This window comes from Priestia sp. YIM B13552, assembly GCF_042787775.1.
GTDB classification, from domain to species: domain Bacteria; phylum Bacillota; class Bacilli; order Bacillales; family Bacillaceae_H; genus Priestia; species Priestia megaterium_E.
The window spans coordinates 176,132-191,106 of sequence record NZ_JBHZOU010000001.1; the positions used below are offsets into that span (position 1 = coordinate 176,132).

A 14,975-nucleotide genomic window follows, 5' to 3' on the forward strand; every position below is an offset into this window, starting at 1 on the left:
CAAATAGGTAAAATGGAGTGATTATCTCATTTTTCTCCTCTTATATTTTTCATTTGGTTATAAAGTCTTAAAGCTTCCATTTTTTGATTAAATAGGCAAATCCATCGTCATATTTAACCTGATATTTTTTTATAAACTCTTCTACAGCTATTAAAGTAGACCATTTTCAAAAAAATATCGTTAATGTATTTTTTGTGAAATAGTGGAATAATTTATTATATAATAGTTCCTATTGGCAATAATGAGAGACCAAAGAATCAGATAATCACTTTTTATTTTGATTCTTTTATCCTGTTAAATTTTATGTAGATTTTTGCAAGAAATCGCTATCATTTTAATGGATCAATAATACATTTTTCAGAAAATCAAAAAGAGCTCTTTATAAAGAGCTCTTTTTGATTTCGTTTATCCTGTTTTTAAATACCAGTTCTTATTTAGGCAGATCAAGTTCCACAGTAAGTTTGATAAGGCTGATTAGACGGAGCAGACGGTGTACAATACTCTGGCTGACCCGGAGATTCATATGGGCTAGAAAGCACTTCAAGAAGGGTTTCCATGACGCTGTAGTCTTCTTTTTGTGCTGCGTCTAACGCTTCTTCCACTCGGTGATTTCGAGGAATGACAGCCGGATTATTATTTTTCATAAGCTCTTGTGACTCCGCTTTAGATTGTTGTTGTCTACCTAGTCTTTGCTGCCATAGCTCATGCCACTGTGCAAACTCTTTGCTTTCAAACAAGTCACTATTTTCTAGCTTCTCGAAAGTTAATGCACGAAACGTATTTGTATAGTCAGCTTTATAGGTTTTCATTATTGTAAGAAGGTCTTGGAATAATGCTTCATCTTCTTTTTCTTCGTTAAAAAGCCCAAGTTTAGCCTGCATACCAGCGAGCCAGTTTTCCCGATAGAATTTTGGAAATTCCGTCACGGCGCTTTGCGCTATTTCAACTGCTTTTTCTATATCTTGATCCAATAGCGGTAATAAAGCCTCAGCAAACCTAGCAAGATTCCACCCTGTAATGCCTGGTTGATTTTGATAAGCGTAGCGCCCTTGTACATCAATTGAACTAAATACAGTTTCTGGATCATAGGTATCCATAAATGCACATGGTCCATAATCAATTGTTTCTCCGCTAATTGTCATATTATCCGTATTCATGACGCCATGAATAAAACCAACAAGCTGCCATTTAGAAACTAGCTTAGCGTGACGCTTAATCACTTCTTGAAGCAATGATAAATATTTTTTTTCATTCTTTTCTATATGGGAAAAGTGACGTTCTAATGCATAGTCAGCTAAAGCTTGAAGGTTTTCTACCGTTCCCCATTTTGCAGCGAACTGAAATGTGCCAAAACGAAGGTGACTGGAAGCTACACGCGTCAGAATTGCCCCGGGCAGTTCTTTTTCACGAAAAATGGATTCGCCTGTTGTTACGACTGCTAGGCTCCGAGTAGTTGGAATACCAAGAGCATGCATGGCTTCACTAATAATATACTCACGCAGCATAGGTCCTAGAGCTGCCCGTCCATCTCCTCCGCGGGAATACGGAGTTCGGCCTGAGCCTTTAAGCTGAAGGTCTACTTTCTCACCCGAAGGCGTAACTTGCTCCCCTATCAGCATAGCCCGACCGTCTCCTAGCATGTTAAAGTGGCCAAATTGATGCCCCCCATAAGCTTGTGCAAGTGGGAAAGCACCTTTTGGGACACTGTTTCCAGCCAAAATGCTAACTCCTTCTGGGCTTTGCAGCTGTTCCTTTTGTAACCCTAGAGATGGGGCTAAAGAGTCGTTAAATTTAACTATTTTAGGTGAACTCACTGGATTAGGATCAAGAGGCGTAAAAAAGATGTTTGGTAACTCCGCATAGCTATTACGTAAATTCCATCCTGTTTCTTTTTGATTAGTCATCGTATCTCCTTTTCTTTTTGTGTCTTAAAACATAATTTTTTCTTTACTGATCGTTGTTTTATAAGCGCAGTAGCCTTGCTCTATCCTACTTTCTTCTGGGAATCTTAGAGCAGGACAGTTTCTCTTTCATTCATTATCTCTTTTACTATTATATCGTATTTGCTCGTACTTTTAATCTAAAGTGCCTTATCCATTTATATACCTCCACTTTGTTGACGAACTATTAAATGCTCAAAAAAGAAGAAGTATTAATATACTTCTTCCTCTGTATTTTACCCCCAAATATCTTTTAAATTCCAATACGTTAACTCTTTTACGATTACGTTTCCTCCTTCAGTAAATAACTCAATTCCGAGCCTGCTTTCTTTTGGATAAATACGGCTCGTCATGGTCGCTTGTCCTTCGTTTGCAAATACTTCAATGGAAGAACGGTCCACAAATATTCGTAAAGCTAGTGTCTCACCTGCTTGTAACGCTGCTTTCCTCACTCCATCTTCTTTTCCCGAGTGAGTACAGTCAAGCAATAGCTTTTGCTCATTAAGGTTGTAACACATCAGCGTTTCTTCGTTGTTTATTCCACGAATTTTTATTCCTACCGATGAAGCTTGGCAGTCCGCTAAATCAAATACAGCTTGTATCTCTAGCAAGTCTTCATTTACTTCTACTACATAGCTGTTAGAAAGAGCTTTATTGGTTAGCATATTATACTGAGTTTTCCGAAGTGATGTAAGCTCTTGGACGGGGTTCATCAACACTTTATCCCCTCTTAAAGTTAGTTCTCTCGGAAGCGTTAGCGCACCGCACCATCCATCCTCTTTCGTTGGCATATTAGCTTCCCACATGTCCATCCAGCCAATTGCAATTCGCCGCCCTTTATCATCTAAAAGTGTTTGAACAGCGTAAAAATCGTGGCCGTAATCTAATTCAGTAAATGACCCGTGATGAAATGTATTGGTTTCATAATTATATTCTCCAACTAAATATCCCGTTTGGAAAAGGTTGTGATAGGAATCACCTTTTGCTTCTATCCCTTGAGGAGAAATCATTAAAACGTGCTTTCCGTCTAACTCAAAGAAGTCTGGACACTCCCACATATATCCTAGATCTCCATCGCTTTTAGCAAGAACACCAACATATTCCCATTTTCGTAAATTTGAAGACCGGTATAAGATAACACGTCCCTCTTTTTTCTTTGTTGAGTTTCCTAGAATCATATACCAGAAATCTTCGTACTTCCATACTTTGGGGTCTCGAAAATGATGAGAACTATCTGCTGGCGGCTCAGCAATAACTGGGTTAGCCTCTGCTTTTTCAAAGGTAATGCCGTCTTTACTAACAGCTATATTTTGGTTTTGAAAAAAAGTATCCAGCTCTTTGTCTATATAATTATGTCCTGTATAAATTAACGTAAGCTCTCCTTCGTTATCCACGGCACTTCCAGAAAAACATCCATCTTTATCAAATGGATCTCCAGGAGCTAAAGCAATCGGCAAGTGCTGCCAATGAACAAGATCTTTGCTTTTGACATGCCCCCAATGCATCGGCCCCCAATTCTCGTCATAAGGATGATGTTGATAAAAAACATGATATTCTCCTTTATACTGAACCAACCCATTCGGGTCATTAATCCAGTTCGCTGGCGCCATAATGTGATACCCTAACCGATATTGATGATTCACCTTTTTCTCTGCTTCATTTAATGAATGTTGAGCTTGCTCGATTTTATTTATCGTTAACATCATCATATCCCCCTATATAATCTGCGTGTTTTCTTGTACATCTTTTCTTATAAATCTATGTTTTTTAGAGTTTAGTAATGTAAACATCGAAATAACGTTAAATACCAAAACCATACCTCCCATAATTAAATAGGTACGGGAAAAACCTACGCCATCATATAATCCTCCCGCTATAGGTGAAAGAACTGAAGCACCTATTTGTGAAGCAAATTGGAATCCAACCAAATAAAGTATAGAAGATAGGCGCGTGTCAAAGTTAGCTGCCAAATATTTAAAGATGGCAATGAGCATAATAGGAAGTTCTAATGCATGAATAAGTTTCATCGACGATATTCCGATTGGACCAACAACAAGCCCTGACCCAATAATACGAAATCCCATTAGAAACCCTGCTAAAATTAAACTGTTTTTTGCACCGATCTTATTTACAATAAACGGTGCTGCGAACATCATTCCAGCTTCTAAAAATACTTGAAACGAATTTAAGTAGCCAAATACTTGGTTACCTATCGATTCAGTAGGAAACAAAGATGCATAATAGATAGGAAATTGCTGATCGTATACCCCATATACGCATGTAACGCCAACAACATAAATCATAAAAAACCAAAATTCCTTCAATAAGAATAAACTGCCTACATCTCTCAGCGTGACGGATTCAGCCTTTTCCATTTCATAGCTGCTCATTTCTACCTTTACAGAAAAAATAATAGCCACTAAGATAATCGCTGAAACAGATGCCACCCAAAAATTAATGTGAGGATTAATATTAAATAATTGTCCTGCAAAAAACGTAGCTGCAGCCCAGCCTAATGAACCCCACATTCTAGATTTTCCGTACTCAAATTTATATTTTCGGCTGACTTTCTCTATGTAGGTTTCAATCGCTCCGATGCCCGCCAAAAACGCCACTCCTAAATATAGTCCTCCAATAATAGCTCCTATCAACACATTGTATTGAAGTAAAGGTCCATAAACAAAAATATAAAATGGTCCTACAAACACTAAAAGACAGCTAATAAAAAATAAAATGTGTTTCTTTAAACCTATCCTGTCAGATATATATCCGTACAAAGGCTGCATACACAAAGCAAAGATAGCGTTTATAGAAAAGATTAAGCCTGTTGCTGATCCGTTCAACTTAATCTCTTGCCCTAACCAGATAGAAAATAAAGAGTAGCTCGACGACCACGTAAAAAAGAAGAAGAAAAAATATGCACTCAGCTTCCAATATAAACTTTTTGAACTTTTCATTTTAGTTACCCCTTTAGCTTAAGATATAAAATCTTTTATCTAACAAAATGAAAGCACTTTCAAATTTGATTTTATGTCAACCGGTTTCACATTTTATATTAAAAAAAGATTGTATTAGGCGGAAAAGTGGGCTTTGTGGTATGTTTAAATTGTTTAATAAACCGTTTACAATCCTTATATAGATTTTTATCGTTCAAAAGAAAACGAACAATTAGAAAACTATTTGCTTGATTGCAATTTATTTTAAGCCTTTTACATGTCTGATATATACTATAAAAGCAATGTTTTGGAGAAATTAGGAGGAAACTAGATGAAAGCCAAGATTAGTGATGTAGCAAAAATTGCAGGTGTTTCACCGACTACCGTTTCTCGTGTATTAAATAACCGTGGTTACATAAGCAAAGAAACACGAGAAAATGTTTATAAAGCAATGAAAGAAATTAATTATTTCCCAAACGATATTGCACGTTCATTATTTAATAAGCGAACAAATTTAATAGGTATGATCGTCCCGCAAACGAGCAACCCTTTTTTCGGAGAGTTAGCCTTTCACATTGAAAGTATATGTGCTTCCCTTAACTACAAAGTACTTCTTTGTAACAGTCTTAATCGAATTGATAAAGAAAAAAAATATGTAGAGATGCTCATCAGAAATCAGGTAGATGGTGTTATTGCCGTTACTTATAACAGAGGTATTTTTGATTCAGAAAGTCAAAGTCTTCCTGTGGTAGCAGTGGATCATTATTTATCAACAGATATTCCTACCGTATCTTCTGATAACTATGCTGGAGGAAAACAAGCCACAGAATTGCTCATTTCAAAAGGTTGTAAGCATATTGTTCATATTAACGGCCCCCTTAAACTTGAAACTCCAGCTAACTTAAGAAGGAAAGCTTATGAAAACGTGATGAAAAAGGACGGAAAACAGCCTATCACGTATGAAATTTCAAATACCTTTGACCGCAACATTCAGCGAGAAACTATTTCTAAGGTTTTTGAAGAACATCCGGAAGTAGATGGTATTTTTGCAAGTGATGACTTACTTGCAGCTTTAGTAGTTGCGGAAGCACAAAAAAGAGGAAAAAATATCCCAAGAGATTTAAAAATCGTGGGCTATGACGGAACGGAGACCAGTCAGACTTTGTTACCTGGTCTAACTACAGTTCAACAACCCATCGAATCGATTGCTCAAACAGCCATTGATATTTTACTAAAAGAAATTGAAGGAGAATTCAGCAATATACCTCGTGAAATCTGCCTTCCCGTTAAGCTTCTAGAAGGACAAACAACGTAAAGATACGTTTTTTATAAAATAAATATCAGTTTGTTGTATATTCTTCTTCTTTTATTCACACCTTAACGTTACAGAAAGGAGTTGAATACAATGGCAAACAACAAAAGCAGCAATAATAATGAATTATTAGTATACGGAGCTGAACAAGCAATCGATCAAATGAAATATGAAATCGCTAGCGAGTTCGGAGTAAATTTAGGAGCTGACACTACTGCACGTGCAAACGGATCAGTAGGCGGCGAAATCACAAAACGTCTTGTACAATTAGCTGAGCAACAACTTGGCGGCGGACGTTTCTAAGACAATTTCATACACACCATGACTTAAGGAAGAATGGAGATCCATTCTTCCTTTTCATATATTTACTTTCCATCTTTATATAAAAATTATTATTCTTCCTCCTCTTTACTGACTGATTTTGTTTTTCCTTTCTTTAGTACAGCGCTGATTCCTAAACAACAGACAGCTGCTATCCATCCGGAGATGAGAAAATAAACGGAAGTATTTGCAAAGAGTGTGCCTATTAAAATAAACAGCCCTCCGAGAATAATAAAAAAGACGTGACCCTCACTATTTCTTTTCACCTTCATCACCTCTCCCTACCTATATAAACGAATGTTCAGATACAAAAGAAACTTCTTGATAACCAAGAAGTTTTCTTCGTGTGTTCTTTTTTAATAAAAAGTAAAGGTGTTTTCTTTTTATTTATTCAACGAAACCCCTCAATATTCTTCTCAACTACATGCTATTCAATAATTTCTGCGGTTTTATACTCTTTCATAAATACATCAATAACATCTCCTGCTTCTTCGTTCTCCTCCTCCATTTGAACGAGTATTTCGTTTTGTGCATTTACCGAAAGGATTCTGACATCCGACATTCGGTTTATATCCAGCTGCAGTTCCAAATCTCGGGCAACTTCATCAGCTTTTAGTGAATCTTTAATAATATATCTGTGGCTTCTCATAACAATCGCTCCCTTTACGTTATATGAACGACTATAGTTTATCCAAACTATCAGCGTACAATGACATTTTTCTTGTATCTTTCATTTAAACAAAACAAAAAAACGGCTTTTCTCAGCCGTTTTTTTGTTTTGCTTTTTACTTATGAAAATGCATAGTTATTTCTTTATTTGACCGTTCTCTGTATCAGGTATCATACGCTTATTTATTCCGAATGCGTAGAAACTAACGACAACAAGAGCAAGGAAAATAATTCCTACGATAAGTGAAATACGCGTTTCATCATTAAACCACATGCCTACAAGCACCATTAGTAGAAAGGCAATAGTTACATAATTCGTTACAGGTGCAAAAGGCATTTTGAAAGGATGACTATCCATTTCAGCACCTTTAGCTTTACGGAAACGAATTTGACTGATAAGAATGATGAACCAAGGAATCATTCCCGGAAGCACGCTCGCACTGTATACATAAACAAATACATTAGGGGGAGCGATGTAGTTTAAAACAACACCAATTACCAATCCAATCATAACAGCGAGTGTGCTATAAATTGGAACGCCGTTACGAGAAATTTTTGTGAAGAATTTAGGTGCTTGACCGTTTACGCCAAGTGTATAAAGCATGCGTCCTGCACTAAAAATTCCGCTGTTACAGCCTGACATCGCTGCTGTAATAACAACAAAGTTAATGATACCTGCAGCTGCCGTAACACCAACTTTAGCAAATGTAGATACAAATGGACTTCCTAAAGAATCTAATTCATTCCACGGATATACCGTCACGATAACGAAAATAGCTCCAATATAAAAAATTAAAATGCGCCAGATGATGCTTTGAATTGCGTTTCTTAACGTTTTTTTAGGGTCCTTTGCTTCACCAGCTGTAATACCAATTAGCTCGACTCCTTGATAAGCTGCAATAACAAGAGATAGTGCAAAGAAAAAACCTGACCATCCGCCTGCAAAGAAGCCGCCGTGTGCCCAAAGGTTTGATAATCCAATGGCGTCTCCCCCGTTTCCAAATCCGAAGAAAATCAACCCAAGCCCTGCAATAATCATCAAAATAATCGTTACAATCTTAATCATCGCAAACCAAAATTCAAACTCTCCAAATGATTTTACTGAAACTAAGTTTGCTGTGCCTAAAATCAACATGGCGATAATACCTGGTACCCAAGCAGGTAGATGTGGGAACCAGTAATGCATATATGCTCCTACCGCTATAATTTCAGACATCCCTACGATTACAAATTGAAACCAGTTGCTCCACGCAGCCATATAACCTGCTAATGGATGAATATATTTGTGGCCAAATGTAGCGAATGAACCTGTGCTTGGTTCCATGTACAGCATCTCGCCCATGGCACGCATAATAAAGAAAATAAACATTCCGCAGATTGCGTAAGCAAGCAATACCGATGGACCTGTCCATTGGATGGTGCTTGCTGATCCCATAAATAATCCAACGCCAATTGTTCCGCCTAGCGCGATCATTTGAATGTGACGGGATTCTAAGCCTCTTTTTAGCTCTTTGTCTGCCATTCCATTTCCTCCTCCTAAACTTGTTATAGCTCTGTTAGGAAAGATACTTTTTGTGTCTGATGGAACAGCTATCGCTTTTAAAACCTTCCATTTTTATCTAGTACCTTTACAACTAAACTATTTTTTCTATTTTTAGCTATTCGACTGTATAATTACTTATTTTATAATAATAAATTTCCCTCAGAAATACAATTGTTTTTTTCAGAAAAACACTTAACAAAACCTTTCACCTTTATTAAATCAATCATCTCAGTGAAATATTTTTTTATTTCAGTATAATTTAAATTTTATGAATATTAAAAATAAATATAGGCGTAGATGCTGGAACACTCTATTTCTTAAGGATAACGAAATGAAACCGCTACTTGATCGAACAAATTCCTTTCTTCTCCCTTTACGTTTTCACTTTCTCTACTTAGGGAAAGTATCAATAGAAAATAGAGATGAGGAGGGATTTTTCATGTGGCAAGCTGCGATGTGGGGCGGAATCTCCGGATCAGCTGTCCTTCTTGGTGCTTTGGCAGCAGTTTTTTTGCCTATCGGCAAAAAGATAATTGGTTATATTATGGCTTTTGGGACAGGTGTATTAATTGGAGCATCTACCTATGAGCTGCTTGGAGACTCGGTTCATAACGGCGGGTTAAAAGCTACTTCTCTTGGGTTCCTTGCAGGTGCTATTGTTTTTACTTTTTTAGACTATCTAATTTCACGTCAAGGAGCGAATAAAAGAAAGAGGTCTACCAAACAAATGGCTGCGAGTAGTTCTGGAATTGCTATATTTATAGGAACCGTAATGGATGCAATCCCGGAGTCTATTATGATTGGGGCTAGCTTAATCGAAAATGCAACCGTTAGCTGGCTTCTTGTTATCGCTATTTTTATAAGTAATATTCCTGAAGGATTGTCCAGTACGACCGGTCTAGTAAAAAGCGGATTCTCTAAAAAGAAAATTTTTTTACTATGGGCAGCGGTTTTGTTCATTTCAGCTTTTAGTTCATGGACAGGCTTTGTTTTTTTAGACCATGCATCTGAGACACTTATGGCTGCTATTGCTGCTTTTGCCGGCGGCGGTATTATTGCTATGGTAGGTTCTACAATGATGCCAGAGGCCTATGAAGAAGGAGGTTCTATTACAGGATTGATTGCTGCACTTGGATTACTTGCTTCACTGATACTGGATCATTTTTCTTAATCGTCTTCATACTACTTATATCGTTTCCAAGTAGAAAACAGAAAGCCTTCTACTTGGAGACATTTATTTCAATCACATTATTATGAATATGGCTTCTTAATAAGTAAAATCGTAGTTTTCTTTTATTTCCCGAGTAAAAGCTTTCCAATCCGTAGCTTCAAATTCTGCATTGCGTGCTTTTAACTCTTTTTCCATTCCTTGAATCTCTTGAACAGCTTCTATAGTTCTTTCACTTCCTGGCCCTACTCTCCAAATTAAGTTTTTGTATTCTTTAATCTTATTCATTAGATAACCCGTCTCTAATTCTTTATATTTAGACATATTAGCTGACTCCTTTTACTTCATTCTTTCTTCTAAGATATCATATTTCTCCTTTATGGATAAGTCTCTCGTCTGACGCTTCTTTAACGCTCAAAGATAGAGAATATAACAATAAAAAAGCAAGCACAAGTGCTTGCTTTCGCTTTTATTAAGGCAATGGTTCAACCGCTACGTTCCCTACCGTTACAGCTTCTGTATATGCATTCGTACCGCTTTGGCGTAAGCGAAGATTGGCACTCCCCGCTGCATTTGGATTTAATTGGACATTCAAAACCTTTTCTCCATTTCCAGGTGCGTCCGTTGTAATTGAAAAATTGCTGCTGTATCCATACGATGACGGCCAGCTTCCATCTGCGTTTTGAACTTTAGCAATTTGAGTTCCTGATCCGTTATATGCACCTAGATTAAACGTGCTGTACGTAGTGTTAGCCGAAAGCCCGCTTACCTTTACGCGTATTTGGAATACGCCGCTCGTTGGTAAAATGGCTTGATGTTCCAATACGTAAGCACTAGCAGCTGGGGGCTGTGTGGTTCCACCTTTATAACCATATGAACCAGAGGCAAAAGTTGACGTATCGTACCATTTATAGCCTGCTGTAGGTGCTGACCATGGCTCTGGCTGAGGCTCAGTGGACTGACTTGGCGTTTCCGACGAAAGTAATGCTGTAGCCTGATCTAATTGAAGTCCTGATACTTGATTCAAAGAGGTATAGCTTTCTTGCTTCGCTAACCAATTGACCATATTTACAAGCAGTATAGAATCGTCTTGTTCCTTAAATCCGTCATATGTGGTTTTAGAAGATTCTGTATCTTCTCGTTTATATTTTGGTGTAGCATCTTCAACCGGTGAAGAATCTCCGATAAAAGCAGCTTTACCTGTCCCTACTTTTGAAACAGCAGCAAAAGGTCCCTCGGCTCTTCCTCCTCCATTATACACTCCTTGATCTACAGCATTTGACCATTTTGTCGTTGTCTTAGGAAGATACACAATTCCTTTTGCTTTGTTTGGGTCCGTAATAGCAACCGTAGAACCTGCATGCATAGCAACGGTAGAAACACCTAGCGTAATACCGAATGCCTGAGAAGGAGCTACAATATCATTGGCTGTCACATCACCAATGGCATTATAGCGAAAGCGAACACCAAAGTTACTCGCTAACCAGTCAGAGCTTGCTACGTTTTGCATTGCATCGGAGGTTGCTTCTTCCGTTGTCATGCCTTTTGCGGGGGTTGTCCATGCTCCGCGACGGTATCCGTTAAAAACTTCTGAAGAGTCCCACCGGTTTTTGTTTCGGTCTGCATTGTAATGATCAGCAATAAAAAAGACGCTTCCCCCGTTCTGAACATATTGTAAAAGGGCGGCTTGTTCAGAAGATTTATACGGAATATTCGCTTCTGGCACAACAAACACGCTATAGCCACTGAGGTCATTGTATGTAATCGGCGTAGATTTTCGCAGCTCTTTTACATCAAACCCGCTACCAGCCAATCCTTTTCCAAAATCAGAAAAACCTCCGTCAATAACCCAATCTGCTGTACCCGCAGTTTGACCATGGGTATTATCAAACAAGATTTTTTTACCGTTATTTTCATTTACGACAGAGGCTTTAATTTCTGGTGCAGGGTCAGCAGCGCTTTCTGCTGATGCTGAATGAGTAGTAAAAGGCAGTGAGATAGATAAAGCTGTACACATTGTTAAAACGGCATAACCTACACGATTATATTTTTTTCGCATATAAAATGCTCCTCTCAAATTTTTGCAAAGCTTGTCTTTTCAAGAGGATTATAGCAGGTTCATTTATGATTTTTTTAAATTTATTGTAAATAATATATATTTTTTCAAAAAAGGTTCTTTATACCTTATATTTGTCGAAACGAACCCTTTTAAATATGCCCATGATTATATGTAAAATTTGTTAACGATAACGACTTGAATATTCGAGAATATTGCGTAGCATTTGACGTGTACTCTGTGATTCATTTGTACGTTCTTTATATTCAAGAGGACGACTATGAGTTGACTTATTTTGTTCTTTATGTTGAGAATTTTTGTTTTCTGACACGTTTTTTTCACTTCCCTCTCTCTATTTTCTTCAGAGCAGCTCAATGCTGCTCTTTTGTCATTCTTTTATTTGTTATGACGGCTTACTTTTGCTTTTTGAAGCTCATCTGTATGAATATCGTTTGATAAAATACTTTTATTCACATTATCGACAGCAGCTTCACTGCTGCTGAATCCTCGGTTTTTGCTTTTATTTTGTTTACTCATTCCATCCACCTCCATGTGTAACGTCTATATTTTATGGAGTTATAAAAAGAAAATAAGAGGTAGTATTAGGAAAATGACCTTCTTTTCTTTTTGCTTGTATTCCTCCTATTTAAGTAAAAATAAAATCTCCATATTTAACAGAATGCACCAGAAATAACTGCTCATACTAAGAGTAGAAACTGTATGTGTCTATTTTGAAAATATAGGAGGAAATAAGCGTGAGTACAAATAGCAATACATTATCCATTTTTGCTTTAGGCGGCATTAATGAAATAGGAAAAAATATGTATGCCGTTCAATATGACGATGACATCATTGTGATTGACTGCGGGTCTAAATTTCCTGATGAAAGTTTATTAGGAATTGATTTGATCATACCTGATATTACATACTTACAAGAGAATCGAGAAAAAGTTCGCGCACTGGTTGTGACTCATGGTCACGAAGACCATATTGGAGGTATTCCTTATCTTTTAAAACAGTTAAATCTCCCTATTTATGCAACAAGCCTTACCCTTGGATTAATTGATATTAAACTTCAAGAGCACCAATTATCTGCTGAGACGGAGCTTATTGAAATCAACGAAGAGTCCGAGATTATATTAGGCAATATTCCGCTTTCGTTTTTTAAAACGAATCACAGCATTCCAGATTGTCTCGGCATTGTCTTTCATACCCCTGAAGGAGCTGTTGTGCATACGGGAGATTTTAAGTTTGATTTAACTCCTGTTAACGACCAATATCCAGACCTTCATAAAATGGCGAAAATTGGCAGTGAAGGTGTACTGGCTTTAATATCCGAAAGCACAAATGCTGAACGCCCTGGATTTACGCCTTCAGAAAAGCTAGTTGGCAAACATGTAGAAGAAGCTTTTCGTAAAGCAAAGCGAAAAGTGATTATTTCTACTTTCGCCTCCAACGTTAACCGCGTACAGCAAATTGTAGATGCAGCGATTAAAACGAATAGAAAGCTTGCGCTTCTTGGAAGAAGCATGGTTAACGTTGTATCAGTTGCGTTAGAGAAAGGGTATTTAACTATTCCTGAAGGGATGCTAATTGAACCTTATGAAGTACATTCACTTGCGCCTGAACAAGTCGCTATTCTCTGCACTGGAAGCCAAGGCGAGCCGATGGCCGCTCTATCTAGATTAGCCAGTGGAAATCACCGACAAGTAGAAATTCTTCCTGAAGACACGGTTATTTTATCAGCAGGGCCTATTCCTGGCAATGAACGTAATATCTCTCGTATTGTCGACAGTCTTTTCACACTCGGGGCTCATGTGATTTACGGTTCAGGAAGCGCAACAGGTATGCACGTATCAGGACATGGCTATCAAGAAGAGCTAAAATTAATGGCTACATTGATGAAGCCAAAGTATTTTATCCCCATTCACGGCGAGTTTCGAATGCTTCATCACCACAGCTTATTAGCAGAATCCGTCGGGGTGGAAAAAGAGAACATTTTTATTATAAATAACGGTGATATTGTTGACATCAAGGGCGGAACAGCTTTTCAAACAAGAAAAATCCCTGCTGGCAATGTATATGTAGACGGTTTCGGCATTGGCGATGTTGGAAACGCGGTTTTACGTGACCGTAAACAGCTTTCAGAAGATGGCATGCTGGTTATTGTGATTACTTTAAATAAAACGGAAGGAAAAATTGTGTCTGGTCCAGATACAATTTCGCGAGGTTTTGTTTATACAAGAGACTCAGAGCAGCTATTAAAAGATGTTAATCGACAAGTGACTAAAATCGTAAACCAATTACAAAAAGCGCATGTTCATCAATGGAACATTATGAAAAAAGAAATTAAGACCACCCTTGGACAGTTCTTATATAACCAAACGAAAAGAAGACCTATGATTCTTCCCATCATTATTGAAGTTTAATCCCTCAAGCAAAAACTGCCTTAGTCCCCACTAAGGCAGTTTTTGCTTATAAATCCGAAGCTTAACCTAAAGTTAGAAGTTGCCTTCTGTAGTTTATGAATAGGCACTCCTTTTATATGTATGGTTAAAAGTGTTAGGTGTATTTCTTCTTTTTTACCCCATTCTATAAGAGAGATATTTCACCGCAAATATCTTGTGAAAGTATCCTATCCTTGAGGTGATTATGATGAATGATAAAAATCATGTAGATCAGCATTCAGAACTATTCCGCCACAACTGGACGAGACCGAAGCGTTCAAAGTCCCAAGTAAATGGACATACAGAGATGTCTCAAACGAACATCATCCTGCGAAGTAATGCAAAAGCTCATCGTTGGTAAGGATACACTTCAACAAAAAAAGACGCGAACGCGTCTTTTTTTGTTATTGGCCGTCTGCCCCGCTTTGAGTTATCTTGCGAATATGACCATCTTCATAATTATTTTCTCGTAGCGCTTTTGCTTTGTCATCTACTACTTGTTTTTGATCTACTTGTGAAGAAGGAGTCTGCTTGTTTTTTGGCATGATCATAACCACCTTTTATTTTTGTAATTGTACAACGT

Annotated in this window: 15 protein-coding genes; 5 read left to right on the top strand and 10 right to left on the bottom strand. The window is 37.5% G+C overall.

From position 1 onward, the window contains the following. Positions 1 to 443: 443 nt before the first annotated feature. The 3 genes from ACFX40_RS00890 to ACFX40_RS00900 form a co-directional block, all read right to left on the bottom strand. A complete protein-coding gene (locus ACFX40_RS00890; protein WP_098332354.1) occupies positions 444 to 1,904 on the bottom strand; it encodes a protein adenylyltransferase SelO in 1,461 nt (486 codons plus the stop codon). Between the two features lie 272 nt (positions 1,905 to 2,176). Continuing rightward, a complete protein-coding gene (locus ACFX40_RS00895; protein ID WP_028408126.1) occupies positions 2,177 to 3,634 on the bottom strand; it encodes a glycoside hydrolase family 32 protein in 1,458 nt (485 codons plus the stop codon). 21 nt (positions 3,635 to 3,655) lie between these two features. Next, the gene (locus tag ACFX40_RS00900; protein ID WP_323599960.1) at positions 3,656 to 4,897 is read right to left on the bottom strand and encodes an MFS transporter; all 1,242 of its coding nucleotides are present in this window, start codon (positions 4,895 to 4,897) and stop codon (positions 3,656 to 3,658) included. 310 nt (positions 4,898 to 5,207) lie between these two features. Here ACFX40_RS00900 and ACFX40_RS00905 point away from each other — a divergent pair, with 310 nt between their 5' ends. Both ACFX40_RS00905 and ACFX40_RS00910 read left to right on the top strand, forming a co-directional pair. Beyond that, on the top strand, positions 5,208 to 6,191 hold the full coding sequence (locus tag ACFX40_RS00905; protein WP_028408124.1) for a LacI family DNA-binding transcriptional regulator: 984 nt from the start codon (positions 5,208 to 5,210) through the stop codon (positions 6,189 to 6,191). A 90-nt stretch (positions 6,192 to 6,281) separates the two neighbouring features. Continuing rightward, positions 6,282 to 6,491 carry an alpha/beta-type small acid-soluble spore protein gene (locus tag ACFX40_RS00910; RefSeq protein ID WP_013058452.1) on the top strand — a complete coding sequence of 70 codons (210 nt, stop codon included), beginning with the start codon at positions 6,282 to 6,284 and terminating at the stop codon, positions 6,489 to 6,491. A gap of 89 nt (positions 6,492 to 6,580) precedes the next feature. Here ACFX40_RS00910 and ACFX40_RS00915 read toward each other — a convergent pair whose 3' ends face one another. The 3 genes from ACFX40_RS00915 to ACFX40_RS00925 all read right to left on the bottom strand — a co-directional run bounded on the left by ACFX40_RS00915 (position 6,581) and on the right by ACFX40_RS00925 (position 8,700). Beyond that, positions 6,581 to 6,781, bottom strand: a complete 201-nt coding sequence (locus ACFX40_RS00915; RefSeq protein ID WP_028408123.1) for a hypothetical protein — start codon at positions 6,779 to 6,781, stop codon at positions 6,581 to 6,583. A 155-nt stretch (positions 6,782 to 6,936) separates the two neighbouring features. Next, positions 6,937 to 7,158, bottom strand: coding sequence for a hypothetical protein (locus tag ACFX40_RS00920; RefSeq protein WP_013056286.1), 222 nt, complete (start codon positions 7,156 to 7,158; stop codon positions 6,937 to 6,939). Positions 7,159 to 7,314: 156 nt separating this feature from the next. Further along, positions 7,315 to 8,700, bottom strand: a complete 1,386-nt coding sequence (locus tag ACFX40_RS00925) for an amino acid permease (protein ID WP_028408122.1) — start codon at positions 8,698 to 8,700, stop codon at positions 7,315 to 7,317. Between the two features lie 460 nt (positions 8,701 to 9,160). On the opposite strand from ACFX40_RS00925, the gene ACFX40_RS00930 reads away from it, so the two are divergent. Next, the gene (locus ACFX40_RS00930; RefSeq protein ID WP_028408121.1) at positions 9,161 to 9,892 is read left to right on the top strand and encodes a ZIP family metal transporter; all 732 of its coding nucleotides are present in this window, start codon (positions 9,161 to 9,163) and stop codon (positions 9,890 to 9,892) included. A 96-nt stretch (positions 9,893 to 9,988) separates the two neighbouring features. On the opposite strand, the gene ACFX40_RS00935 is transcribed toward ACFX40_RS00930, so the two are convergent. The 3 genes from ACFX40_RS00935 to ACFX40_RS00945 all read right to left on the bottom strand — a co-directional run bounded on the left by ACFX40_RS00935 (position 9,989) and on the right by ACFX40_RS00945 (position 12,482). Next, positions 9,989 to 10,213 (bottom strand): transcriptional regulator, encoded by a 225-nt coding sequence (locus ACFX40_RS00935; RefSeq protein ID WP_377253867.1) that lies wholly within the window; start codon positions 10,211 to 10,213, stop codon positions 9,989 to 9,991. 148 nt (positions 10,214 to 10,361) lie between these two features. Continuing rightward, a complete protein-coding gene (locus ACFX40_RS00940; protein WP_377253869.1) occupies positions 10,362 to 11,948 on the bottom strand; it encodes a DNA-binding protein in 1,587 nt (528 codons plus the stop codon). Between the two features lie 393 nt (positions 11,949 to 12,341). Then, the gene (locus tag ACFX40_RS00945; RefSeq protein WP_169305218.1) at positions 12,342 to 12,482 is read right to left on the bottom strand and encodes a hypothetical protein; all 141 of its coding nucleotides are present in this window, start codon (positions 12,480 to 12,482) and stop codon (positions 12,342 to 12,344) included. 218 nt (positions 12,483 to 12,700) lie between these two features. On the opposite strand from ACFX40_RS00945, the gene ACFX40_RS00950 reads away from it, so the two are divergent. Both ACFX40_RS00950 and ACFX40_RS00955 read left to right on the top strand, forming a co-directional pair. Then, positions 12,701 to 14,374 (top strand): ribonuclease J, encoded by a 1,674-nt coding sequence (locus tag ACFX40_RS00950; RefSeq protein WP_098333517.1) that lies wholly within the window; start codon positions 12,701 to 12,703, stop codon positions 14,372 to 14,374. 226 nt (positions 14,375 to 14,600) lie between these two features. Then, a complete protein-coding gene (locus ACFX40_RS00955) occupies positions 14,601 to 14,753 on the top strand; it encodes a YpzG family protein (RefSeq protein WP_014460817.1) in 153 nt (50 codons plus the stop codon). Between the two features lie 43 nt (positions 14,754 to 14,796). On the opposite strand, the gene ACFX40_RS00960 is transcribed toward ACFX40_RS00955, so the two are convergent. Continuing rightward, positions 14,797 to 14,937: a hypothetical protein gene (locus ACFX40_RS00960; protein ID WP_013082476.1), complete on the bottom strand. Its 141-nt coding sequence runs from the start codon at positions 14,935 to 14,937 to the stop codon at positions 14,797 to 14,799. Between the last annotated feature and the right edge of the window lie 38 nt (positions 14,938 to 14,975).